At 43.0% G+C, this 26503-nt stretch carries 22 protein-coding genes; 3 read left to right on the top strand and 19 right to left on the bottom strand.

Going from position 1 to position 26503, the window contains the following annotated elements; genetic code table 11:
* Positions 1-341: 341 nt before the first annotated feature.
* Together gyrA and H8S52_RS16320 are read left to right on the top strand one after the other, a co-directional pair.
* Positions 342-2873: a DNA gyrase subunit A gene (gene gyrA / locus H8S52_RS16325; RefSeq protein ID WP_186910221.1), complete on the top strand. Its 2532-nt coding sequence runs from the start codon at positions 342-344 to the stop codon at positions 2871-2873.
* Positions 2874-2904: 31 nt separating this feature from the next.
* The gene (locus H8S52_RS16320; RefSeq protein WP_022104294.1) at positions 2905-4119 is read left to right on the top strand and encodes a tetratricopeptide repeat protein; all 1215 of its coding nucleotides are present in this window, start codon (positions 2905-2907) and stop codon (positions 4117-4119) included.
* 259 nt (positions 4120-4378) lie between these two features.
* Here H8S52_RS16320 and H8S52_RS16315 read toward each other — a convergent pair whose 3' ends face one another.
* From H8S52_RS16315 to tsaD, 19 genes are all read right to left on the bottom strand, one after another.
* Positions 4379-5509, bottom strand: a complete 1131-nt coding sequence (locus H8S52_RS16315; protein WP_186910220.1) for a universal stress protein — start codon at positions 5507-5509, stop codon at positions 4379-4381.
* A gap of 85 nt (positions 5510-5594) precedes the next feature.
* Positions 5595-5876 (bottom strand): hypothetical protein, encoded by a 282-nt coding sequence (locus H8S52_RS16310; protein ID WP_005654248.1) that lies wholly within the window; start codon positions 5874-5876, stop codon positions 5595-5597.
* Between the two features lie 197 nt (positions 5877-6073).
* Positions 6074-6910 (bottom strand): tetratricopeptide repeat protein, encoded by an 837-nt coding sequence (locus H8S52_RS16305; protein ID WP_117907482.1) that lies wholly within the window; start codon positions 6908-6910, stop codon positions 6074-6076.
* A 13-nt stretch (positions 6911-6923) separates the two neighbouring features.
* Entirely contained in the window at positions 6924-8765 is a 1842-nt protein-coding gene (locus H8S52_RS16300) for a BatD family protein (protein WP_117986059.1), read from the bottom strand.
* Between the two features lie 22 nt (positions 8766-8787).
* Positions 8788-9492, bottom strand: a complete 705-nt coding sequence (locus H8S52_RS16295) for a tetratricopeptide repeat protein (protein ID WP_060386202.1) — start codon at positions 9490-9492, stop codon at positions 8788-8790.
* Entirely contained in the window at positions 9489-10517 is a 1029-nt protein-coding gene (locus tag H8S52_RS16290) for a VWA domain-containing protein (RefSeq protein WP_016662871.1), read from the bottom strand. Before H8S52_RS16290 ends, H8S52_RS16295 begins: the two co-directional genes overlap by 4 nt.
* Positions 10518-10597: 80 nt before the next feature.
* Entirely contained in the window at positions 10598-11581 is a 984-nt protein-coding gene (locus tag H8S52_RS16285; RefSeq protein WP_022104300.1) for a VWA domain-containing protein, read from the bottom strand.
* A gap of 59 nt (positions 11582-11640) precedes the next feature.
* On the bottom strand, positions 11641-12714 hold the full coding sequence (locus H8S52_RS16280) for a BatD family protein (RefSeq protein WP_016662870.1): 1074 nt from the start codon (positions 12712-12714) through the stop codon (positions 11641-11643).
* A 7-nt stretch (positions 12715-12721) separates the two neighbouring features.
* Positions 12722-13591 carry a DUF58 domain-containing protein gene (locus H8S52_RS16275; protein WP_005654266.1) on the bottom strand — a complete coding sequence of 290 codons (870 nt, stop codon included), beginning with the start codon at positions 13589-13591 and terminating at the stop codon, positions 12722-12724.
* 35 nt (positions 13592-13626) lie between these two features.
* Positions 13627-14622 carry a MoxR family ATPase gene (locus tag H8S52_RS16270; RefSeq protein ID WP_005654267.1) on the bottom strand — a complete coding sequence of 332 codons (996 nt, stop codon included), beginning with the start codon at positions 14620-14622 and terminating at the stop codon, positions 13627-13629.
* Between the two features lie 366 nt (positions 14623-14988).
* On the bottom strand, positions 14989-16119 hold the full coding sequence (locus tag H8S52_RS16265; protein ID WP_016662868.1) for an HU family DNA-binding protein: 1131 nt from the start codon (positions 16117-16119) through the stop codon (positions 14989-14991).
* A 25-nt stretch (positions 16120-16144) separates the two neighbouring features.
* Positions 16145-16417, bottom strand: a complete 273-nt coding sequence (locus H8S52_RS16260; protein WP_022104305.1) for an HU family DNA-binding protein — start codon at positions 16415-16417, stop codon at positions 16145-16147.
* Positions 16418-16498: 81 nt separating this feature from the next.
* Entirely contained in the window at positions 16499-17797 is a 1299-nt protein-coding gene (rimO, locus tag H8S52_RS16255; protein ID WP_117907476.1) for a 30S ribosomal protein S12 methylthiotransferase RimO, read from the bottom strand.
* Positions 17794-18753: a signal recognition particle-docking protein FtsY gene (gene ftsY, locus H8S52_RS16250; protein WP_016662865.1), complete on the bottom strand. Its 960-nt coding sequence runs from the start codon at positions 18751-18753 to the stop codon at positions 17794-17796. The genes rimO and ftsY overlap by 4 nt, the downstream gene beginning before the upstream one ends.
* A gap of 159 nt (positions 18754-18912) precedes the next feature.
* On the bottom strand, positions 18913-19071 hold the full coding sequence (locus tag H8S52_RS16245; protein ID WP_005654275.1) for a DUF4295 domain-containing protein: 159 nt from the start codon (positions 19069-19071) through the stop codon (positions 18913-18915).
* A 14-nt stretch (positions 19072-19085) separates the two neighbouring features.
* Positions 19086-19274 (bottom strand): 50S ribosomal protein L33, encoded by a 189-nt coding sequence (rpmG, locus tag H8S52_RS16240; protein WP_002560155.1) that lies wholly within the window; start codon positions 19272-19274, stop codon positions 19086-19088.
* Positions 19275-19296: 22 nt separating this feature from the next.
* Positions 19297-19557 (bottom strand): 50S ribosomal protein L28, encoded by a 261-nt coding sequence (rpmB, locus tag H8S52_RS16235; RefSeq protein WP_004291052.1) that lies wholly within the window; start codon positions 19555-19557, stop codon positions 19297-19299.
* Positions 19558-19678: 121 nt separating this feature from the next.
* The gene (locus H8S52_RS16230; protein ID WP_186910219.1) at positions 19679-20146 is read right to left on the bottom strand and encodes a CinA family protein; all 468 of its coding nucleotides are present in this window, start codon (positions 20144-20146) and stop codon (positions 19679-19681) included.
* Between the two features lie 32 nt (positions 20147-20178).
* On the bottom strand, positions 20179-21198 hold the full coding sequence (gene tsaD / locus H8S52_RS16225) for a tRNA (adenosine(37)-N6)-threonylcarbamoyltransferase complex transferase subunit TsaD (protein ID WP_005654333.1): 1020 nt from the start codon (positions 21196-21198) through the stop codon (positions 20179-20181).
* Positions 21199-21402: 204 nt separating this feature from the next.
* Here tsaD and H8S52_RS16220 point away from each other — a divergent pair, with 204 nt between their 5' ends.
* Positions 21403-25896 carry a translocation/assembly module TamB domain-containing protein gene (locus tag H8S52_RS16220; RefSeq protein WP_186910224.1) on the top strand — a complete coding sequence of 1498 codons (4494 nt, stop codon included), beginning with the start codon at positions 21403-21405 and terminating at the stop codon, positions 25894-25896.
* Positions 25897-26503 lie beyond the last annotated feature (607 nt).

The raw sequence follows: 26503 nt of genomic DNA, 5'->3' as shown, positions 1-26503 counted from the left end.
GTTCGCCCTACACATTATATTATAATACGTAGGAATTTCATCCGTACCAACGGTTGGTATTCGATGTACCAACCTAAGAAACTTCATATACCTAAGCTTGGTACGGCTCGTACCTTAGTAAGGTACACCGAGTACCAAAGGGAGGTATCTTTCTGGTACTTGTATCTGTCTTATTTTTAACCGATTATACATCAAACGAAAAACCATACATCCAAACGGGGTTTCAAGCATGGAAATCTGCAACAAAGTTTATGAGGGAAAACTTTTGTATATCGTAAAAAAGCAGTACTTTAGCGTGGTTTTTCACAAACCCGCAAATGTATAATTAATAATCTTTTTAAATGCTTGAACAAGACAGAATTATAAAGATTAACATCGAGGAGGAAATGAAGTCTTCGTACATTGACTACTCCATGTCGGTCATTGTTTCACGTGCCCTTCCGGATGTTAGAGATGGTTTTAAACCTGTTCACCGAAGAATTCTTTTCGGTATGATGGGACTGGGAAATACGTCGGATAAACCCTATAAGAAATCTGCGAGAGTTGTCGGTGAGGTATTAGGTAAATATCACCCACACGGTGACTCATCCGTATATGGCGCTCTCGTCCGTATGGCACAGCCGTGGGCTATGCGCTACATGCTTGTAGACGGACAAGGCAACTACGGCTCTGTGGACGGTGACAGCGCAGCCGCCATGCGTTACACGGAATGCCGCTTGCAAAAGATTGGAGAAGAAATGATGCAGGATCTTGATAAAGAGACTGTAGACATGCAAACCAACTTCGATGACTCGTTGCTGGAACCTACCGTAATGCCGACCCGCATTCCGAACCTTCTTGTCAACGGTGCTTCCGGTATCGCCGTAGGTATGGCCACGAATATGCCGACCCATAATCTGTCCGAAGTGATAGATGCCTGCGTCGCATATATCGACAATAATGATATCGACATCGAAGATTTGATGACTTACGTCAAAGCTCCCGACTTCCCGACAGGCGGTTATATATATGGTATGAGCGGTGTGCGCGAAGCCTACATGACTGGTCGCGGACGTGTCGTAATGCGCGCCAAGGCTGAGATTGAAACATCTTCCACGCATGACAAAATCGTCGTAACCGAAATCCCTTACGGAGTAAATAAGGCCGAATTAATCAAATCCATCGCCGATTTGGCCAACGAAAAGAAGATAGAGGGCATTTCCAATGCCAACGACGAGTCTGACCGCGAAGGTATGCGCATCGTCATCGACGTAAAACGCGATGCCAACGCCAGCGTAGTGCTGAACAAGCTCTACAAGATGACATTGTTGCAGACTTCCTTCGGCGTAAACAACGTAGCATTGGTACACGGACGTCCTCGCTTGCTGAACCTGAAAGACCTCATCAAGTATTTCGTAGAGCATCGTCACGACGTAGTTATCCGCCGTACACAATATGATTTGCGCAAGGCTAAAGAACGTGCCCATATCTTAGAAGGTTTGATTATCGCATCGGACAATATTGACGAGGTAATCAAAATCATCCGTGCCGCCAAAACTCCGAATGACGCAATCAGCGGTTTGATGGAGCGTTTTGAATTAACTGAAATCCAATCGCGCGCCATCGTAGAAATGCGTCTGCGCCAGTTAACCGGACTCATGCAGGACCAACTCCATGCCGAGTATGAGGAAATCCAAAAGCAGATTGCTTATCTGGAAGAAATCCTTGTTAACGACGAACTCTGCCGCAAGGTTATCAAAGATGAATTAATCGAGATTAAAACTAAATACGGTGATGAACGCCGCTCTGAAATAGTTTATTCGTCGGAAGAATTCAACCCGGAAGATTTCTATGCAGACGATGAAATGATTATTACCATTTCTCATATGGGATATATCAAGCGTACGCCGTTAAGCGAATTCCGTGCCCAAAACCGCGGTGGGGTAGGTTCTAAGGGAACAGAGACACGCGATGAGGACTTTGTAGAACATATATATCCTGCAACAATGCACAATACCATGATGTTCTTCACTCAAAAAGGCAAGTGCTATTGGCTGAAAGTATATGAGATACCCGAAGGAACCAAAAACTCTAAGGGACGCGCCATTCAGAACCTGTTGAATATAGACTCTGATGACGCCGTAAATGCATACCTGCGCGTGAAGAACCTGAACGACCAGGATTTCATCAACAGTCATTATGTACTGTTCTGCACAAAGAATGGCGTCATTAAGAAAACATTGCTCGAACAATATTCCCGTCCTCGCCAAAATGGTGTCAATGCCATTACAATCCGCGAAGATGACCGCGTAATCGAGGTGCGCATGACTAACGGTGACAATGAGATTATCATTGCCAATCGCAACGGACGTGCTATCCGTTTCCACGAAAGTGCCGTACGCGTAATGGGACGTACAGCTACCGGTGTACGCGGCATGACGCTCGATGAAGACGGACAAGACGAAGTTGTCGGAATGATTTGCATCAAAGACCCTGAAACTGAGACAATCATGGTTGTGTCAGAACAAGGATACGGTAAACGTTCTGATATTGAGGATTATCGTAAGACGAACCGTGGCGGTAAAGGTGTAAAAACTATGAATATCACCGATAAAACCGGTAAACTGGTAACAATCAAGTCTGTAACAGACGAGAATGATTTAATGATTATCAATAAATCGGGTATCACCATCCGTCTGAAAGTAGCAGATGTTCGTATAATGGGACGTGCTACACAGGGAGTACGACTGATTAATCTTGAAAAACGTAATGATGAAATTGGATCCGTATGTAAAGTTACCTCGGAAACCGAAGAGGATATCATTGCAGAAGAGGATAGCGATGCATCAGAAAAAACTCAGAACAATATAGTAAACAATGAAAATGAAGAATAGACACAATATTAATTTAAAATTTTCTACAATCATGAAAAGAGTATTATTTTCAATGGTTTTACTACTTGCGGCAGGCTTTACCTTCGCTCAGGAAAAGAGCGTGAAAGAGGCAAAAAGCATCGCTAACGACGTAAAACCGGATTTTGCACAAGCAGAGAAGCTCATCAATGAAGCTCTGAACAATGCTGAAACCAAAGACAACGCCGAAACATGGGATGTAGCCGGCTTTATTCAAAAGAGAATCAATGAAAAGGAAATGGAGAATGCTTATTTAAGAAAGCCTTATGATACTCTTAAAGTGTATAACAGCGCACTGAATATGTGCAAATACTACTTTAAATGCGATGAACTTGCACAGATTCCTAACGAAAAAGGTAAAATCAAAAATAAGTTCAGAAGATCGAACAGTGCTGCTATATTAGCTGCGCGTCCCAACCTGATTAACGGTGGTATCCAGTTCTTTAATTTAGATAAGAATAAAGAGGCTTTGGATTTCTTCGCAACTTATGTAGACATTGCCATCAATCCTATGTTTGAAAAGGAGAATCTGCTTCAAACAGATACTGTATTGCCCCAAATTGCTTATTATGCAAGCTTAGCTGCAGCCAAAATGGAAGATTATCCAAGCGTGTTGAAATATGCACCTTATGCAAAAGAGGACAAAGAAGTGGGTAAATATGCTATGGAATTTATTTCTACAGCATTGAAAGCTCAAGGTGATACTGTCAAGTGGATCGCTTCCTTAAAAGATGGTATCCAAAAGTATCCTGAACATTCATTCTTCTTTGGACATCTGATTGATTATTATAGCAATAATAACAAGTTTGACGAAGCAATGCAGTTTGCAGATGATATGTTGGCTAAAGATCCTAATAACACATTCTATTTGTACGTAAAAGGATACCTTTATCACAACATGAAAGATTATGAAAAAGCCATTGAATTCTACAACAAAACCATTGAAGTGGATCCTAATTATGCAGAAGCATATTCCAACTTGGGCTTAATCTATTGCCTGCAAGCTCAGGATTTCTCTGAAAAAGCTACTACTGATGTCAATAATCCAAAATACAAAGAAGACCAAGCTACACTGAAAGTTTTCTATGAAAAGGCAAGACCTAATTATGAAAAAGCAAGAGAACTGAAACCTGAACAGAAAGATTTGTGGCTAAATGGATTATACAGAGTTTATTATAACTTACAAATGGGTCCTGAATTTGATGAAATAGAAAAATTGATGCAATAATTGAATTATTACCAAAGATAGCTTGAATATGTAAGCTATCTTTGGTATAATTTTCTTCCAAATTAGAGAAGGATAAAGGTTTATTTTAGTTTATGATATCATATATTAAACATAATATTGATATTACACCATAAACATAGGAAATGGGATATGTAATAGTATAACCATGAAAAGATAAAAAATAAGTGGACTCCACTAAAACTAATTCAGCATTTAGCGGTAGCCCACGTCCTTACCTAGACAGATTAAAATTATCATTTCAATTAGGCCGCCCATAGATAACCAACAATGGTGTATCAGAATGGAAAATCATTTTTCTGGCAATTCCTGGATTAAACAAACGAGAAAATATATTTCGCTTATATGATGTCAATGTAATAATATCTATGTGATTAGTTTTAATATATTCATCCAAGCTATTAAGGAAATCATCATTCTTCACTACATCATAATGAATTTCCAATTGCGGATACTGTTTTTGGAAATACTCTTTAATGCCACCCAACTTTATCTCATTCCAAGTGTCTTTTACATCAGCTAAGTGTATTAAAGAAACTGAGAAACAAAATGGCTTTAAACTATTGATTAATGAATCAAAAGCTATCAAGTCGCGCTGGTCAAAATTCGTAATAAATGCAATACGTTTCACAGCGTTAAATTCTTTGAACGGTGTATTCTCCGGAATGGCTAAAACCGGTACACGACTACGCTCGATAACTTCAGCGGTTACACTACCAATCAAATCAATATCTTTCTGATTCTTACCACGCGTTCCCATGATGATAATTCTCGGACGATTTTCTTTAGAATAGCGTAATATCTCTTCTTCTGGAATGCCTTCTCTCAATACGCAAGTGTATTTTATATCAGGAAACTCTCCGGATATAACTTTAGCTTTTACTTTATCGGACAAAGCATTCAAATCCGAGTGTACTTTCTGCAATATATTCCGGACATTCTCTTCATCACTCAACTGATAGTTAAAAACATCACCGTATGGCAATGAAGTCGCATAGATAGGTGTAAAATATACATGAAGCAAAACTACTTCAGCATCTATGTTTTTTGCAAAATTAAAACCGAACTCACATGCTTTCAATGAATAACTTGAAAAATCGACAGGAATCAAGACCTTATTACTGCCTTTCTCTATTTGGGGCATCTTCTCTCCCACTACTTCTTCGGACAACCATGCCGAACTTTCCGTAATTTTCAAAGCATGCGGTAAATCGCTTTCTTTTATACGAACACGCACACCGGAAGATACAACCGGCTGTATTTGATTTACATTATGGATGTAAGTCTCAATACCTTCATTTTCGAGAACATTCTTTAGTATTTGTGCCTTAGCATACGTAAGAATCGCTAATGTTACTAATTTATCTTCCATAAGTCGTCTATTATATTTATTTACAAAACAAACAAGAAATCCCAATTGTTTCTCAGCAATTGGGATCCTTCTTTACTTTCTTTTCTTAAGCCTGAACAGGTTCAGCAGTTTCACCTGCCATTTCATCTAAAATTTTTAAAGCCCGATCAAGAACGGTAGTATCATCAATCATTACTAAACCGCCATCCGGACCAGGTTCTAAGTGAATTCCAACACTTTTACCCTCCTTAAAGTTATGACCGCCAAAGAAATTTCTTACAGTGTCAACATTAAGTCCAAGTTCATCGGCTATTCTATGCATACTACCACTAGGTAATGAGTCTTTAATCTTACGGAGTTCATTAAATGTTATCGTTCTCATATTCATAAATTTAATGGTTAATACTTTGTTATTTCTTTATCACGCTATAAACTTAAGGAAAAAAAAAGATAAAACAAACTATTTATCTGTATTTTTCCATTATATGTTTAACATTCCCATAAATACAAAAAGAACCCGTATGAAGTAAAAGGAAATAGTTTCCTTTATTTCATACGGGCTTCTATATTCAGCAATGAATACTCTTAAATCACTTCTATTGCAGAAGCAGGAATCCACCCTACCTTACCATCTTCCAAGCGAATCTCTTTCCATTCGCGCATGGAATTATCTTTAATTTCAATTTTATGCCCTTCATGCAGAACGAATAAACCAGTACCACTTTCACTAGGAGTACTCCGTACTGTAACACTGGGAGACAAGACTATTGCATCATTCCTATCCAGTAATTCACTTTTCTGCTCCGAAGCAAAAATATTACTTAATACAGTAAATACTAAAAATAGAATTCCCGCTATAAACCCGCTTTTTTTCCAGATAATCTGTTTGGAAAAAAAGAATAGGGAAAACGAGATAAGCAAAAGAATAAAAAACACAATACCTAATTTAGCCCAAGCATCTACACTTAAACAATTTGTCAATGACTTAACCCAAGCTACAAAAAATATATCAGGTACAGAAACTACCTTATCTATCGTCTTGGAACGTGCTATTTCCAAATTAGCGCGAATATCTGCATTACCCGGTTGCAATAACAAAGCGCGTTCATAATTTAAAATAGCCTTTGCTATATCGTCTGCTTTATAATAGCTATTACCCAAATTATAATAAACTTCAGCGGCTTCACCTTTTTTCAATAAGCTCTCATATATTTGAATGGCAGAAGCATAATCATTACGCATATATGCACTGTCACCTTGTGCTTTCGTAACATTGTCAACTGATTTAGTTGCAGAAAATTCCGTATGCGAACCTATAGACACAGAATCTTTGGCAGAAGCCGAAGTATCTGCCGTTCCTTGCGCCCAAACAGCTAATCCTATCAGTAGACCAAATGCTAAGGATATTACTTTCTTCATCATTATACCTCCCAATTTAATGTTTTATAGAGTTTTCCATTTTACTGATAACTTCCAAAGAATCTGAATAAACTTTATCCATAGCCTGATTATCATCTCCGGGAGCAAAACGGGCAAACTCACAATTGTTCAATGCATCAAGGAAATCTTTTATCAGTGCATCATCAACACCGTAATTGCGAAGCTCTCCCTCAACATTATCTTTAGATAAACGTGAAACCGGAATACTCAATTTATCGCTAATATATCCCCACAATGCTTTCAATACTTCATCGTAAAATGCATCTTTCTTGTTATCTGCCAACAATTTCCCCGCTAACTTCATACGTTTCACTGCAACTTTATTTGCTTTCTTCGTACGCATTTTGGCAACATTGGCATTGGCTGCAATCTGTTTACGATAAACTATGAAGAACAGGACAAATGCAATGCCGGGCACTATGTAAAACAGCCAATAAGCCAAAGAACCGAAGAAGAAATCTCCTTTTTGAGAAAGGGTTACGTTATTCTGCTTGATATAACGTATGTCCTCATTCAAAACTTTCAAATCTTCTTTATTAGTAAAATTGGCAATAGTCTGAGCTGCATTACCACTTCCCTTTTCTACATGGAGTTCGTATTCCTCGGTCGTTAAAGTCTTGTATGTACGAGATTTAATATCGAAATAGCTGAACTTTACAGCAGGAATCTTATATGTTCCCGCATTACGGGGAATGGCAAGATACTCAATCACCTGACTGCCGGAAAGTCCGGCATTTGTCAAACGGAACTTATTATCAACCTTCGGGTCATAGACTTCAAAGTCTTCTGGGAATTTAACTTCCGGAGTAGAGATTAATTTCAGATTACCCGTACCCGAAATAACAAGCCTCACTGTAACAGCATCGTTTGTCTTAACATTCGTACTATTTATAGAAGAAGAAATACTGAATTCTCCCACTCCTCCAGAAAATCCCGAAGGCTTACCATCCGGTAAAGCTTTTACATCAACAACCAATTTAGGAGTCATTAATGTCTTCTTTACTTCTACGTAATTAGAACCACCATTGAAGAAAGCTTCGAAAGGATCGTCCACATGAGTAACCTTGGCTATAGATGCATCAAAACGTGCCGCATCAATCGTTATTTTTCCCGGTTGTTGCGGAAATAATACAAATTGGCGATATACAGTCGTCTGATAGTTTCTTCCTTTATAGTGTTCAAGACTCCATTTACGGTCATTAGGCAATTCGACTTCCTGAGAATGAAAGCCTTTAAAATCGGGAAGTTTCACGTTGTCAAAACCTCTCAAGTCTACTAAAGTATATATCTTATATGTTAACAAGAGAGCCTCTTGCTCATACAGGTTCGTCTTATTGGCAGTAGCTGTAATAAACAAATCATTATTCGATACTGACGTTCCTGATGAAGCACGGCTTGCAGAACCACTTTGTCTTCCGCTGTTTCCGGAAGCCCCTCCACTTGTTCTATCAGCAGGAAGTACTTTTACGTGCACAGAATTGGAAACCATCTGATTGCCCTCTGCCGTTATAGTAGCCCCGGGTATAGTAAAACTACCTTCAGCCGTAGCCATCAATATATAAGTAAATGTTATGCTACTTGTAGAGGTTGTCTGCCCATTGATAACTTGCACACTCTTCTGTTGTGAACGACTGGGCCCCATCAGTACATCAAAACCTTTTATAGAAGGAGCCCGGAAATCTCTCACTTTCTGTGTGGTCACTGTATATGACAGTCTGAATTGATCACCTACTGCCACAACATCAGGTGCAGATGCAGTAAACGAAACCTTGCTATCTGCAAAAGCACGCAAACTGACTATCATCAGCACCATCCATAAGACAATTATTTTTCTCATATATTACTTCCTGTTATATTTATTACCAATCTTTTTCCAAACGACCACCTTGAATAACCTGCTGTTTCTTTACTTTATCCTGCACATCTTTTTCATCTTGCATCACAGAATTTAAAAGCTGCTCAGCATTCTCTTTAGACATCTCACTGTCCTTTTTCTGTGGTTGCGGCGGTTGTTGTTGGTCTTTATTCTGCTGTTGATCTTTATTTTGGTCCTTTTTATCCTCCTGCTGGTCCTGTTGCTGCTGTTTATTCTGGTCCTGGTTTTGCTGATTCTGCTGCTGGTCTTTCAGCATCTTTTGCGACAAAGCCAAATTATAACGTGTTTCATCATCTTTCGGGTTATTGCGTAATGACTGCTTATATGCTTCTACCGCTTTGCCATAATCTTTCTGTGATTGAAAAATCACCCCCATATTATGATAGATTTGCGCTAAATCATTCTTGTCCTTTTCTATTTTTGTAGCGGCAACATATTGTTCCATAGCCTCTTGCAGTTTATTCTGCTGAGCCAATGTATTCCCCAAATTAAACATTGAGACTGTAGACTGAGGATTCGTCTCCAAAGCTTTACGATAATTTACCTCCGCATCCACATACACGCTATCTTTAAAAAAACGGTTCCCTTTACGGATAAAATCACGTTCGGCTTTCTGAGCCGAAGCTGTAGCTGCCATTAGCAGCAATAAAAAAAAGCTTATATATTTTTTCTGTAACATACGCATCATTTCTTATTGGAAAACAAATGAATATTACGGAACAGAGGGTTCTTGCGCTCCAATACCAGCATTTCTGCCAACAAAAGCAACAGAATAATCCATGCCACAGCCTGGAACTGCTCATTAAACTCTGTGTATACCTGTGTTTCCACATCAGCTTTCGCCATTTTATTAATTTCCCGGCTAATCGCCTTTTGAGCGCCATTTGTATTATCTACACGCACATAGATACCATTGCCCGCCTTAGCTATCTCCTGACACATCTGTTCGTTCAAACGGGTTACAATCACGTTCCCGTCACGGTCGCGACGATAATCATTTGTTCCTTCTGCCGGGATGGGAGCTCCCTCAGGCATACCTACACCAAGAACATTCACCTGAATACCTTTTTCTGCGGCATCCTTAGCGGCTTCCACTGCACCACCTTCATGATTTTCACCATCGGTAATGACAATCACCGCACGCCCTACCCCCTCCTGCGGGGTAAAACTACGGGAAGCCAAATTAATGGCTGCCCCGATTGCTGTACCTTGTTTGGAAATCAATGAAGGATCTATAGATTCCAAAAACATCTTGGCTGATATATAATCGCTTGTAATAGGAAGCTGTGTAAATGCATCACCTGCAAAAACAATCATACCTACTTTATCATTCTCCATTTTATCCACCAACTGCGCTACAAGTCTCTTTGCCTTCTGCAAACGACTGGGCTGTACATCTTGTGCCAGCATCGAATTGGAAATATCTAATGCAATCATCACTTCAACTCCCTGACGCTTCACTGTTTCCAGTTTAGAACCAAACTGAGGACGCGCCAACAATACAGAAAACAGACCGATAGCAACAAATACCATCCAAAACTTCACATCCGGACGATACTTGGATACATCCGGCATCAACTGTGCCATCAGTTCCGGATCACCGAATTTGCGGATATTCTTCCGTCGCCGATAATTGGAATACAAGTAGAAGGCTGCTAACAAGGGCAACAACAGCAACAAGTACAAATATGCAGGTTCTTCAAATCGAAACATTTCTTTATTTATTATTTTTACGATTTACTATTTACTAAACTTGTACAAGATACAATATCCTGAGAAAAAGGATGCGTATACTATGGTATCTTCTTCAATATTGAATTACGTAACAGAACTTCCAATAGCACACATAAGAAAGCTGCCAGTGCAAACCAGCGATACTCTTCCTGACGCTTGCTGTATTCTTTTACGTTCAGTTTCGTTTTCTCCAGCTTATCTATTTCCTCGTATACCTCTTTCAACTTCGAATTGCTCGTGGCGCGAAAATAATTACCATCCGTTGTTCCGGCAATTTGTGTCAGGGTCTTTTCGTCAATCTCAACCGGCATATTGACATACTGCACGGTTCCACCTACCGGATAAGGATATGGAGCCATACCGTTAGTACCTACACCGATAGTATAAACACGGATACCGAAACTTTTAGCTATCTCGGCAGCCGTCAACGGAGAAATATCTCCTCTATTATTCGTGCCGTCTGTTAAAAGAATAATCACTTTCGATTTGGCTTTGCTGTCTTTCAGCCGGGTAACCGCATTGGCAATACCCATACCCACTGCCGTACCATCCTCAATAAGACCACATTTTACGTCCTTTATCAAATTCAAAAGCACGGCATGGTCTACCGTCAACGGACATTGCGTAAAACTTTCTCCGGCGAATAGCGTGATGCCGACATTGTCATTCGGACGGCCATTGATAAACTCTGCCGCCACATCCTTGGCCGCTTCCAGGCGATTCGGCTTCAAATCTTCAGCCAACATACTGGTAGAAACGTCTATGGCAAGCATTATATCAATACCCTCTATTTCACTATTCTGCCAGCTATCGGTAGTTTGCGGTCTGGCTAAAACGAGAATAATCAAGGTTAAAGCTATTATCCTCAATGCAAACGGTGCATGCAGCAAGTAATTCTTATAGCTCTTGGGAGCATGCGCATATACACGAGCGTCTGAAATCTGAAGCGTGGCTTCACTATTCTTCCGCCTCATGATATACCATACTATATAAGGTATAAGCAACAGCAGCAAAAATAAATATTCAATATTGGCAAAAACCATGATATTTACAATTTTACAAATTATGATTATGATTGAAGCGTATCTCCCTGCTTTTACTTTCAGGCAAAATAGTTATACAGCTCCAAACCTATATATATCAGTGAACCGACAAGTGCTGCCGTTAAAGCAACGATACCTGCACCAAGCAGTATCTTGGTACGCAAGGAACGTTTTTCAATGATAGTAATTTCAGTAGGCTGCGGCTTGGCATTTTCATCTTCTTTTTCCTTTGTTTCATTGATAAAGTCAATCGCATTAATCAAATTTGCGTCATTCTCATTCATCAGTGGATTATGTTTGGCAAACTTCACTAAATCCGCGGTTTGGAACAGAATACGCAAATCCGATATTGCATTTTTATCATTCATTTCCAATAGTTTATCAATGATTTCAGAGGAAGTCATTTCCAATGCATTGAAACCGAAACGGTCTTTTATATAAGTACGAATAGCATCTGTCAATTCTGTATAATACTCCTTCGATTGTCCTTTCTGCCATACTTTCTCACCTTTGATACGTTCTATTTCCTGCATAGCCAACTGATGTGGCGGCAGTTTCGGTTCTACCTTCACCTTGCGAATTATCGGTTTGTTATCGCGAATACGTTTCACAAGATAGATAAGCAGCAACAGGAACGGCACAAACAATACAGCACAAGCGATAGACATATACCAGTCTTCCCATGCAAAAGGTGCTTTCATTACGGGTTTAGGACCAAAAAACTGATCGGGATGCAACGTATCTACCGGCATGGAATACACTTTCAATGCCAAAGCTTTGGAGCGATATGCCTTATTATCAACAAGCACCTCCATTGGGGGCAAATAATATAATGCCGAGTCAAAGGAAGTTACGGTGTACTCCTGAGTTATCAACGAGCGTCTGCCGTCATTCAGCATCTGTGTATCGGGCTTAGCTATATCAACAATTTCCACTCCACGCACCAAAGTATCTGTATAAGCAGGAAGAATAGCGCGCTTATCAGTGTCCAATGAAACCTGAAGCTTAATCTTTGCCTGCTCCCCGATAAGGATTTGCAAGGAATCAATTGTAGCATCCACTGTCACCGACTGGGCTATTACCCTACCCGTCAATGCTGTCAACAGCGTTATCAGAAATAAATATCTTTTCATTCTCCGATTAGTTTCTTTTCGCAAATAAATTCATCAATGCTTTCACATAATCCTGGTCCGTACGTACTGACACATTATCTACATTGCTCTTAGTAAATGTATCATTCAGTTCCGTCTGCTTATTCACCCACCAATCACGATGAGCACGCCGTACGGCACGCGAAGAAGTATCAATCCATTGTTCATGCCCCGTTTCCGCATCTTTTATTTTCATCAGCCCCACAGCAGGCAACTCCTCTACACGGCGGTCGTATACCTGAATAGCCACAACATCATGCTTCCGATTGGCAATAGTCATGGCATTTTTAAAACTCTCCTGGTCGATGAAGTCCGATAAGACAAAAGCCGTACAACGACGCTTCATAACATTCGTAAGATACTCCAAGCCGAGACGGATATTGGTCCGGCGACTTTCCGGACGGAAATCAAGCAATTCGCGAATGATATATAGTATATGTTTACGTCCCTTCTTGGGTGGAATAAACTTTTCTATCCGGTCTGAAAAAAAGATGACACCGATTTTATCATTATTTTGAATGGCGGAAAAAGCCAATGTAGCAGCTATTTCCGTCACCATATCTTTCTTCATCTGCTTCACAGTACCGAACTCCAGACTACCGGAAACATCTACCAGCAACATTACAGTCAGTTCACGTTCTTCTTCAAACACCTTCACAAAGGGTTTATGAAAACGAGCCGTTACATTCCAGTCTATGTCGCGTATATCGTCACCAAACTGATACTCACGCACTTCGGAAAAAGCCATACCTCTACCTTTGAAAGCCGAGTGATACTGGCCCGCAAAAATATTATTGGACAATCCGCGCGTCTTTATCTCAATCTGACGGACTTTTTTTAATAAATCAGTTGTTTCCATTCAGTAATACATAAATAGTAAACAAATTGTTTACATTAGGGCACTTCAACCTTATTCAATATTTTGCTGACGATTTCATCCGAAGTCATATTGCTTGCTTCAGCTTCATAAGTCAGGCCGATGCGGTGGCGCAATACATCATGTGCCACTGCGCGCACATCTTCCGGGATAACATAGCCACGGCGTTTGATGAAGGCATAACTGCGTGCCGCCAATGCCAGATTGATAGATGCACGAGGCGAACCGCCGAATCCGATCATATCTTTCAGCTCCTTCAAATCATACTTCTCCGGATAACGGGTTGCAAATACAATATCGACAATATATTTTTCAATCTTTTCATCCAGATATACCTGACGTACAACCTTACGCGCTTCGATAATCTCGTCTGCTTTCAGAATAGGCTTTACATTCAGTCTTTCTCCGTTTATATTCTGGCGTATAATTAATTTTTCTTCTTCCAGTTTAGGATAGTCGATAACTACCTTCAGCATGAAACGGTCTACCTGCGCTTCAGGCAACGGATACGTACCCTCTTGTTCGATAGGATTCTGAGTTGCAAGCACCAAAAAAGGTTCAGGCAGTCTGAATGTTTCCTTACCTATGGTAACCTGACGTTCCTGCATAGCTTCCAATAAAGCACTTTGCACCTTGGCCGGAGCACGGTTAATTTCATCGGCCAATACAAAATTAGCAAATACAGGTCCTTTCTTTACCTGAAAAGTTTCATCTTTCTGGCTGTAAACCATCGTACCGATAACGTCCGCCGGCAACAAGTCAGGTGTAAACTGAATACGGCTATATTGTGCATCAATCAATGAAGCCAGCGTTTTGATAGCCAATGTTTTTGCCAAACCGGGCACACCTTCCAACAACACATGTCCGTCAGACAACAAACCGATTAACAACGACTCTACCAGGTGCTTTTGTCCTACAATAACCTGGTCCATGCCCGTAGTAAGATTGGTAACGAAAGCACTTTGTCTTTCAATCCGCTCGTTCAATTCGCGGATATCAATTGTTTCAGCCATAAATCAATGTATTTTAATGTTTAATTTTTCGTTTTCGCCCGGCCATACACCGGTAATTATAATTCGCTTCCAAAAGTACGGGAATAAATTAACCATAGCAACTAATTTTTATTAAAAAACAATGTGAAACCTTTAGATTAAACTACTTTCATAGAGTTTAGAGCCTGTTTAATTTTGTTCAGCATTCTTTTCAAGAGTTCTTCTTTGAAAATATTTTTCTGTTTTTACTAAGAGCATAGCAGGCTATGTAACGGATAAAAAGAGGAAAACAGACCGGGAAGAAACTCAAAAGGAACTGAAAAAAATACTTCTTCAAGAATTTTTAAACAAGCTCTGAGTATTTAACAAAAAAGAAGCAGTATCTTTTTACTGCTTCTTCACTAATTTAGGTATCTTTATTGTTGTGCCCGCAGGTACATTATCCGGTTTTTTGATAACGTCCGGATTATGCTTTACTATATATGGATATAACGCTTTAGTTCCATAAAAACGAAGAGCCACTCTGGTCAATGTCTCACCCGGCTTTATCGTGTATGTCGCCTGCGTTCCTGCAATGGTATAATTGGTAGAATCGGGTACATACTCAACTTTCTTCTGTTTTTTCGGCTGGGAAGCAGATGTAGCAGCTGCCACAGGCTGTTTGACGGCAACCGGCGCTTCCTGCTGTTTTATTACAGGCTCAGCAATCAGCTTCTTCGACACAGTATCTTTTACGGCAATCGCCACACTATCCTTAACACCGACACTATCCATCAAAGCCGTATTACCTGCCTCATTGCCAGCTTCATTGCCAGCGGTTTCCTCCACAGGCTGTTCAGCCGATAGTCCGTCAAACCAATCAGGATAATACAAATAAGCGACGGTTCCTGCACATAGCAATACCACAAGAGCCACGATGGCAATGAAGTATTTCATTGCGGAAGATTCAGCCGGGCCGGCAGTTTTGATAACCTCCACCCTCTCTTCATTAACTTCCTCCGAAGCCACAGTCTCCACAGGAGCAACGGTTTCTTCTACAGGTTCCGATTCGACAGGACTATCGTTTTTTTCCGCAATCTCCGGTATCTCAACCGTACTACCGGCAACCACTTCCGGCACAACATCTTCCACTTTCTGCTCCGTATCTTCATCTTCCTCACTGCCACTATCTACAGGGGTATCTTCTAAAACAGTACCTTCATTGAGCACTACTGTTTCAAAATGCGCAAACGGCTTATTGATAATATCTTTCAGAGCAGGCTCCGGAGTAAATGAGACTTTGGTATGGCCCTGTATCTCAAAGCGTTCCCCAGTATTGACATTTACACTCTCCCGGCTTTCCACATCAATCAGTTTAAAAGCGCCCAGGCCTTTAATCTTCACATACTTGTCTTTTTCCAACGCTTCTTCAATCAGTTGGAAAAACTCTTTCACAAAACTATCGGCATTCTTCTTGCTCATGCCATGCTTTTCAGCCAGCAAGTCAATCAGATCCTGTATGTTTAGTTTTTCATTCATAATATGGAAGATTTTAAAAGAAAGATTACTTAAACTTATCCTTTAGCAAGGTACTGGGTTTATAAGTCAGCACCAGTTTAGGTGGAACCAGCATACGCTGTTTGGTTGTTGGATTTACGGATATACGTTCCGCTTTCTTTTTCACTTCGAATGTTCCAAAGCCTTGTATGGAAATCGTATTTCCTTCTTCCAGTTGCCGCGTCATATCCGACAGTAAAGATGTAACCAATTCCGAAGTATCCTTCAAAGTATACCCCAACCTGCGTGACAATTCCGAAGTAAATTCTTTGTTATTCAAAATCCAAGCTTTAAAATTGTGAACTACGGTGCTATATTAGCAAATCTTCCCCACATACACAAGAAGTACGAAAGGAAATGTTTAAATAATCCGTCCAAAAAGGTCGAAATCATCGGAATTTATTATCTCTACCCGATAAAAGCCGCCAATCTCCAACGGTTCATCACCACATTCAATCAGCACTTCCGGATCTACTTCGGGAGAATCGAACTCCGTACGTCCGATATAGTAATCACCTTCCAAACGGTCAATTATCACTTTCATCTGCCTGCCTATCTTTGCCGCGCTCAGTTCGGCGGAAATACCTTGCTGGATGGACATCAATTCATCCAACCGGGCTTGCTTTACTTCTTGAGGAATGCTGTCTTCGTAATGGGCAGCGGCATACGTACCTTCCTCCTCGGAATATGCAAATGCCCCCATTCTATCGAAGCGCACCTTGCGGACAAACTCCTTCAACTCTTCAAAGTCAGCTTCCGTTTCTCCTGGATGCCCCACCATAAGCGTAGTACGCAAATGAATTCCCGGCACTTCTTCACGGAACTTTTCTATCAGCCGATAAGTATCCTCTTTGGTAACATGACGGCGCATTTTTTCCAGCATATTATCACTGATATGCTGCAAGGCAATATCCATATATTTACATACATTGGGACGCTCGCGCATCACACGGAATAAATCCATCGGGAAATGAGCCGGATAAGCATAATGCAAACGTATCCATTCCACACCCGGAATTTCCGAGATTTTTTCGATTAATTGGGGCAACATCTGCCTCTTATATAAATCTACGCCATAATAGGTCAACTCCTGCGCAATAACCTGAAACTCTTTCACTCCGCGGGCCACAAGATACTTCACCTCGTCCAGAATTTCTTCCATAGGACGCGACACATGCCGGCCCGTAATAATAGGAATGGCACAATAAGAGCATTTGCGGTCGCACCCTTCCGATATTTTCAGATAGGCATAATGCTGGGGAGTGGTCAGTGTACGCTCTATGTGCAGCTCCTCATGGTATGCCTTACCCAAGTCCTGCAGCAACTCTTTCCAATTGAACTTGCCGTAAAACTTATCCACCTGAGGAATCTCAATCGCCAGTTCCTTCAGGTAACGTTCCGAAAGGCAACCCATGACATAGAGTTTCTCCAGTTCGCCTTCTTCCTTGGCCTGTGCAAATTCAAGAATCATATTGATGGACTCCTCTTTTGCATCGCCGATGAAACCGCAGGTATTAATTACGGCAATCTCTCCTTTCGGACGCTCGGCATCATGCGTCACATGAAAACCCGCTTCCTCCAACTGGCGCATCAAATGCTCCGAGTCCACTAAATTTTTAGAGCAGCCTAATGTTATGATATCAATGGTTTTCCGTTTCATGCATTCCCTCCGAACAACGAATCGACAAACTCTTTTTTACGGAACACCTGCAAGTCCTCTATACCTTCTCCCAGACCGATGTACTTTACCGGAATCTTAAACTGGTCGGAGATTCCGATTACAACACCGCCTTTAGCCGTTCCATCCAGCTTGGTTACAGCCATTGCCGTAACCTCCGTTGCCAAAGTAAACTGCTTGGCCTGCTCAAATGCGTTCTGTCCGGTGGAGCCGTCCAAAACAAGCAATACCTCATTCGGAGCATCCGGCACAACCTTCTTCATTACATTCTTAATTTTGGTCAGCTCGTTCATCAGACCCACTTTATTATGCAGACGTCCGGCGGTATCTATAATCACCACATCGGCATTATTGGCTACCGCTGAACTCAAAGTATCAAATGCCACAGAAGCAGGGTCAGCACCCATTTTCTGCTTGATAACGGGAACTCCCACACGTTCGCCCCAGATAACCAGCTGCTCCACCGCCGCCGCACGGAAAGTATCGGCAGCACCCAGATAAACGGATTTGCCGGCTTTCTTAAACTGATAAGCCAGTTTGCCTATAGTCGTGGTTTTTCCTACACCATTCACTCCCACTACCATAATCACGTATGGCTTCTTCGCAACAGGAGTTTCAAAGTCGTCCACATCATCCGAGTTGTTCTCTGTGAGCAAAGCAGCGATTTCATCGCGCAGAATCACATTCAGCTCCTTCGCATTCATATATTTCTCGTCTGCAGCACGCTTCTCGATACGTTCTATAATCTTCAACGTAGTTTCTACGCCCACATCCGAAGTAATCAACACCTCTTCCAGATTATCCAGCACCTCATCATCCACTTTCGATTTACCGGCTATAGCACGGGCAATCTTCCCGAACACACTCTCTTTTGTTTTAGATAATCCTTTATCTAATGTCTCCTTCTTTTCTTTTGAGAAAAAACTAAAAAATCCCATAGTCTACTTTTTTGTACAATACATTATGCCACAAAGATATAACAAAATTAACAAATAATAAAAGCCGAAACGATTTAATAGCAAAAAAAATCCCCCCGCCGATATATCGGCGAGAGGAGCTTTATAAGTAATCAGTGCCTTGCAGCAACTGCATTTATCTTATTTCTTGAAAAAGTCCTGTACTTTTTCGTTAGGAACCATTTGCTCATCGAAGATGTAAGCACCGGTCTTCGGAGACTTAACCATCTTGATAACCTTCGTATAAGCACGACCTTCCTTAGAACCATCGTGCAAACTTGCTACTGTTTTCTTTGCCATGGGTTATACTATTATTATTTAATTTCCTTGTGTACTGTTACTCTCTTCAGAATCGGGTTGTATTTCTTCAACTCCAGTCTCTCGGTAGTGTTCTTTCTGTTCTTCGTTGTAATGTAACGAGAAGTTCCCGGCATACCGCTATCCTTGTGTTCTGTGCATTCCAGAATCACCTGTACTCTGTTACCTTTTGCTTTCTTTGCCATAATCAGTTATTCTCCTCTACTTTTAGCCAATTACTTTAATGCTTTTCCAATCACAATAACCCTTAGCTACTGCATCCTTCAAAGCAGCATCCAAACCTTTTTTGTTAATAATGCGCAGACCGTTGGCGCAAATGCTCAGACTGATCCAGCAGTCCTGTTCTACATAATAGAATTTCTTGTTAAACAAGTTCAAATCAAAGGTTCTTTTTGTTCTTCTCTTTGAGTGTGAAACATTGTTGCCAATCATGGCTTTCTTTCCGGTAATTTGACAAATCTTCGACATTTCTATCTTTATTTTATAGTTTTTATCTATACTTATTTCAAACAGAGCGCAAAGTAAGCACTTTTATCGTTACGAAACAAGTTTTTCCTAAAATAATTCGTTGCACGAGAATATTTTTTCCTCATTTCAGCATACTACAGAGCATAAACAGCGCATTTTGAATAGCCGACTGTACATTTTCCGCCCTTCCGCGATCGCCTTCCTGCTTCATGGTTACAATTTCGTTTTTGCAGGCAGCCGCTATCCACACAGTACCTACCGGTTTCTCCGGTGTACCGCCACCGGGGCCGGCAATTCCCGAAGTAGCAACCGCGCAATCCGTTTTCAACGTTTTCATCGCACCTTTCACCATTTCAACAACCGTCTCCCTGCTCACTGCACCGTACTGCGCCAGCGTTTCGACAGAAACATGGAGCAAATCCGCCTTTATTTCGTTGGAATACGCCACAATTCCGCCTTTAAAATACTCCGAGCTCCCTGGAACCGAAGTTATCAAGGCAGCTATTCCGCCACCGGTACAACTTTCAGCGGTGGAAAGGGAGAAATTCTTTGCTTTCAGCAGTTCCCCTACCTTCTCTTCCGTCTTCATACCTTATTATATATATGCAATATACTTTTTCCTTATAAAGTGACACGTGAATAAGCCGGCGCTTCCATCGGACAGAAATCCTTATCCAGATACTTGAAGTATCCGGTTATGGCAATCATTGCAGCATTATCCGTTGTATAGCTGAATTTGGGAATGAAAATATTCCATCCATACTTCTCAGCATGTTCGCGGAATGAGTTACGCAGACCGTTGTTTGCCGATACACCACCTGCAACGGCCACATCCTTTATCTTGTACTGTTTTGCCGCTTTACGCAACTTATCCATCAGAATATCGACAACGGTAGCTTCCAGCGACGCTGCCAGGTCTGTCTTGTGATGTTCGATGAAATCGGGGTCATCCTTTATCCAGTCGCGCAAGGAATACAGAAACGAAGTCTTCAAGCCGCTGAAGCTGTAATCCAGTCCGGGAATATGCGGTTTACTGAAAGTAAAGGCTTTAGGATTTCCCTGGCGGGCAAGCCGGTCGATAATCGGTCCGCCGGGATAGCCCAGCCCCATTACTTTGGAGCATTTGTCGATGGCTTCACCTGCGGCATCATCAATTGTCTGCCCCAGAATTTCCATGTCGTTGTAGGCCTTTACTAAAATAATCTGAGAGTTGCCACCGGAAACCAGCAGGCAAAGGAAAGGAAATTCCGGCTGCACATTCTCTTCACCTTCCGCTTTAATAAAATGAGCTAATACATGTCCGGTCAAGTGATTGACATCTATCATAGGTATCCCCAACGCACGGGCGAACCCTTTGGCAAAGGACACACCCACCAGCAAAGACCCCATCAGTCCCGGACCGCGCGTAAACGCCACGGCACTTAATTCTTCCTTGGTAACTCCGGCACGTTTCAAAGCCTCGTGCACCACCGGCACTATATTCTGTTGATGCGCACGCGAAGCCAGTTCGGGCACTACCCCGCCATAAGCTTCGTGAACAGCCTGACTGGCAACGACATTCGACAGCAGGTAGCCGTCCTTGATGACCGCTGCGGAAGTATCATCACATGAAGATTCAATTCCTAAGATTATTGTACTCATAGTGTTTATTTACGTTTAAACGCTGCAAAAGTAGTGATAAAAGTAGTATCCATAACGTATTATTTCATATTTTTGTTGGCTGAATTAAAAAAATAACCGCCTATCAGAACGCTGAAAACGACAGTACGCTGGATAATCGGTATAGTGTTAGGACTCTATATCGGAATAATTTTGCTGCTGAACATTCCTTATGTCCAGCACCGCATGTCTGTACTCGTTGCCAAGGAGCTGAGCACCGTATTAGGCAGCGAGCTCACAGTAGGGCGGATAAACATAGGACTGCTGAACCGGATTATCATCGACGACCTGGTACTGAACGACCAATCGGGAAAAGAGTTGCTGAAAATAGGCCGTCTGTCCGCTAAGTTCGAGATACTGCCGCTATTCAGCGGAAAGATATCCATCGGCAACGTACAGCTTTTCAGTTTCAATGCCAATCTGGAAAGACCTACTCCCCAGGCAAGCACCAACTTCCAATTCGTGCTCGATGCTTTCGCTTCTAAAGACACCGTCAAGAAGAAGAGCAATCTGGACCTGCGCATCAACTCACTCCTGATACGGCGCGGAAAGGTATCTTACGATGTGTTGTCGGCCGAAAGCACTCCGGGCAAGTTCAACCCGCAACACATCCGCCTGTCCAACATTCTTGCCAACATCTCGCTGAAAGCACTCCAGAACGACTCGGTCAACGCTGCCATCAAGCGGATGAGCGTTGAAGAGGAGCACTCCGGCTTCGAACTGAAAAAACTGAGTCTGAAGATAATAGCCAACGACCGGAAGATGCGGATAGAGAACTTCGCCATAGATTTGCCCAACACCTCTTTGGCAATGGATACCATCCGTATGGAATACGACAGCCTGGAGTCACTCGGCCATTTCACCGATGATGTCCGTTTTTCGTTCCGTATGCTGCCTTCGGAAGTAGCATTACAGGATATATCGGCATTCGTGCCTGCCTTCAAGCCCTTCAAGGAGAAGTTGAAGTTGGAAATGGAAGCCGCCGGAACGGTCAACCGGCTCAACTGCCCGAAGCTGCTTATCTCTTCCAACGACCACTTCCTGCTGAAAGGCAATGTATCCCTGCAGGACCTGTCTCATCCGCAAGATGCATACATATTCGGCAATCTGTCCAATTTATATGCCGACCCGGACGGCATTGCATTCTTTGTACGCAACCTGAGTAAAGATTACAAAGGAGTTCCTCCGGTATTGCAGAATCTGGGCACGGTATCTTTCCGTGGAGAGATTTCCGGATACTTCACGGACCTGGTGACCTATGGCGAAGTCCGCACGGATATAGGCACCATCAAGACAGACGTCAAACTCAGTTCCGACAAAGACAAGGGCTATTTCGCTTATTCGGGTGCGGTAAAGACAACCGGATTCGAACTGGGCAGGATGCTGAACAACGACAAGTTTGGAAAAGTCACCTTCAACATGGACGTCAAAGGCAACCATTACGCCCAAAGATACCCCGCCATTACCATGAAAGGGCTGGTGGCATCCATAGACTACAGTGACTATACCTACGAAGACATCACTTTGGACGGAGAATATAAGCAAGGCGGCTTCAACGGTAACGTATCGCTCAACGACGAAAACGGCGCCATACAACTGAGCGGCTCTATCAATACTGCCGGCAAGACACCCACCTTCAACTTCCGTGCCGCTATCGACCATTTCCGCCCCAACACCCTGCACCTCACGCCCAAATACAAGGACACGGAATTGGCCGTAAAGATAAAAGCCGACTTCACCGGTAGCTCCATCAACGACATGAACGGTGAAATCAACGTCGACAGTCTCCAATACATTGCCCCGGAACAGAACTTCTTCATGGACAACCTGCGGATTGCCGCTACTCAGGGCGATGAGCGTCAGAAACGGCTGACTATCAGTTCCAATTTCCTGCGCGGCACTATCGAAGGCGACTATTCCTATCAGACATTGCCCGCCAGCGTGCTCAACATCATGCGGCGTTACATCCCGGCTCTGATACAACCCGCCAAGAAACCGCAGAAAACAGAAAACAATTTCCATTTCGACCTCCATATCTACGATACGGAGATACTCTCCACCGTATTCCAGATACCGCTGAAAGTATATACCCACTCTACTCTGAAGGGCTATTTCAACGACAAAGCGCAACGGCTGCGCGTAGAGGGGTACTTTCCGCGGCTGAGTTACGGCGGAAAGTTCTTTGAGTCGGGTGTGGTTCTCTGCGAAAATCCAGGTGAACAGTTCCAGGCAAAAGTCCGCTTCACCAACCGGAAAACAACCGGCGCGGTAAACGTAGCCCTCGAAGCCAAGGCAAAGGACGACCGGATACAAACCGTATTCAATTGGGGAAACAGCAGCGCTGTAACTTACAGCGGCAAGGTAGCCGCCCTCACTCAATTCGTCCGCAACTCTTCCCAAGAAGCTGGCGATGACAAAATACACACAAAATCCTCCCGCCAAGCCAAGAAAGAGAAGCCCGCCCTGAAAACGATTGTCAACGTACAGGAAACGAACGTAATCCTCAACGACACCGTATGGAAGATACACCCTTCGCAAATCGTGGTCGACTCGGGCAAAGTGCACGTCAACAATTTCTACTTCAGCCATAAAGAGCGTCACTTGCAAATCAACGGAACCGTATCCGAACAACCTCAGGACACCGTACGCCTAAACCTGAAAGAGATAAACATAGGATACGTATTCGATATAGCCGACCTGGGTGTCAACTTCAAAGGCGAGGCCACCGGCCCGGCATATGCCAGCGGAATACTTAAAAAGCCGGTGATGAGTACCGACCTGTTCATACGCAACCTCGGCTTGAACGAGGGGCTTTTGGGCGATGCCAACATACACGGCGAATGGCACCACGATGTAAAAGGCATCTACCTGGATGCCCGTATCCGCGAGAAAGACATTGCCAAAAGCCACGTATACGGATACATCTACCCCATAAAGCCCACCAGTGCGCTCGACTTGCAAATCGAAGCCGACAGCACCAACCTGAAGTTCATCCACCACTACATGCAGAGCATCACCCCCGAATTCAACGGGCGTGCCAGCGGCCACGTACATTTCTACGGCAAGTTCAAGGCGCTGACAATGGAAGGCCGCGTATTCGGTGACGCCTCCCTCAAGGTAGATGTGCTCAACACTACTTTCTCCCTGAAAGACAGCATACTTATCGAACCGGGCGGACTTACTTTCCGCAACAACCGCATCTTCGATACGCAAGGGCATCAGGGCAGAGCCAACGGTTACCTGCACTACCGGCATTTCAAGGATTTGGAATACCGCTTCCGGTTCGATGTGGACAATATGCTGGTAATGAACACCAAAGAATCGCCCGACTTCCCCTTCTACGGCACGGTGTATGGCACGGGCAACGCCACCATTGCCGGCAATGCGGCAGACGGGGTGAATATCGACGTGGCAATGACCACCAACCGCAACACCAACTTCACTTATATGAAAGAAGGTGTCGCCTCGGCAGTGAGCAACCAGTTCATACGCTTCGTAGACAAGACACCGCGCCGCGTACTTCAGGATTCCATCATGCTGATGTCCGAATACGAGCAGGCGCAGAAAGAAGTCATGGAAAAGGAAAGTGACACCGACATACGACTGAATCTCCTGATAGACGCAACTCCGGACGCCACCATGAAAATCATCATGGACCCCATTGCAGGTGACTACATCAGCGGTAAAGGAACGGGGAATATCCGCACCGAATTCTACAATAAAGGAGATGTGAAGATGTTCGGCAGCTACCGCATCAGCCAGGGAGTTTATAAATTCAGCCTGCAGGAGGTTATCCGCAAGGACTTCATCATCAAAGACGGAAGTACCATCACCTTTAACGGCGCGCCGCTCAATGCCACCCTCGACATCCAGGCAGGCTATCTTGTAAACTCCGCTTCGCTGAACGACCTCGTTCCCGATGCCGGCAATTACGTCAACCAGACCAACATCAAGGTTAACTGCCTCATGGCGCTGACCGGACAGCTCACCTCGCCGGACATCAAAATGAGCCTGGAGCTGCCCAACGAACGCGACGAAGTACAGGCATTGGTACGGAATTATATCCCTACGGACGAGCAGATGAACATGCAGATACTCTACCTTCTGGGTATCGGCAAGTTCTATACTCCGGAGAATGTAGACGCCACCGGCAACTCCAACATGATGTCGAGCGTGCTCTCATCCACCCTTTCCGGACAACTGAACAATGCACTCTCGCAGATTATCGACAGCAACAACTGGAACTTCGGCACAAACTTCAGCACCGGAGAAAAAGGCTGGACGGACATGGAGTTCGAGACAATGCTTTCCGGGCAACTGCTGAATAACCGCCTGCTCATAAACGGTAACTTCGGCTATCGCGACAACCCGATGGCGAACACCAACTTCGTAGGCGACTTCCAAGCCGAATGGCTCGTAAACCGTTCCGGCGATATTCGTCTGAAAGCGTATAACGAAACCAACGACCGCTATTACACCAAGACCAACCTCACCACTCAGGGTATAGGCATCATCTTCAAGAAGGATTTCAACAAATGGAATGAACTGCTCTTTTGGAACAAGTGGAAGTTGAAAAGGCTGAAAAGAAAACAAGTGAAGGAGGATACGTCCGCCCCGGACAGCATCCCCCAGAAGAAATCCCGCCCGGAAGCACAATCCAAACGGGAAAGGAAGGAATAAGCGCATGCTTTCTTTAAAAATACCCTTCCCGCTTTTTTCCCACGGGAATCAGATACAAACAGACGGTCTGTTTGCACCGAACAGACCGTCTGTTTGTGCCATACGGACCATCTGTTTCACTCCGGCAGACCATGCGTTTTACCCTATCTTAAGCCACTTTTGGCATGGACAGCATTCCGGACACCCCGGCGTACACCTATAAAGGCTGTCCTTCAATGGATTACGCCCTTAAGCGGACAGCCTTCCGAACATTTGCCGGACACATAAGAAATAAAGAAAGAATTGATATATTAAAATATATCAGTACTTTTCTTCCTTGAAACGTTTTTGACCTTCAAGAAAAACTTCGCCCGGCATCCCCCACTTGCAGATAATGGCAGTTATCCGCAAGCGTTGCCCGCAAACAAACAAAATCCAATAAAATGCAATATAGTATATCGCGTGCGGTAATGGCGCACGCAAAGACTGTAAATATTATAAAACTAACAGATCATGAAAGATTTAACAACCTTTACGCTTTCAGTCATACAGGAGCTGGAAGACGAAGGGCGGTTCGGAACCGCCCATGTATACCGCAGCATGCTGCGGGCTTTCCAACGGTACTGGG

This window comes from Bacteroides sp. NSJ-48, assembly GCF_014287405.1.
Classification (GTDB): domain Bacteria; phylum Bacteroidota; class Bacteroidia; order Bacteroidales; family Bacteroidaceae; genus Bacteroides; species Bacteroides stercoris.
The sequence above is the reverse complement of the archived record's forward strand: the minus strand, read 5'-3'. Positions and strand labels throughout refer to the sequence as shown.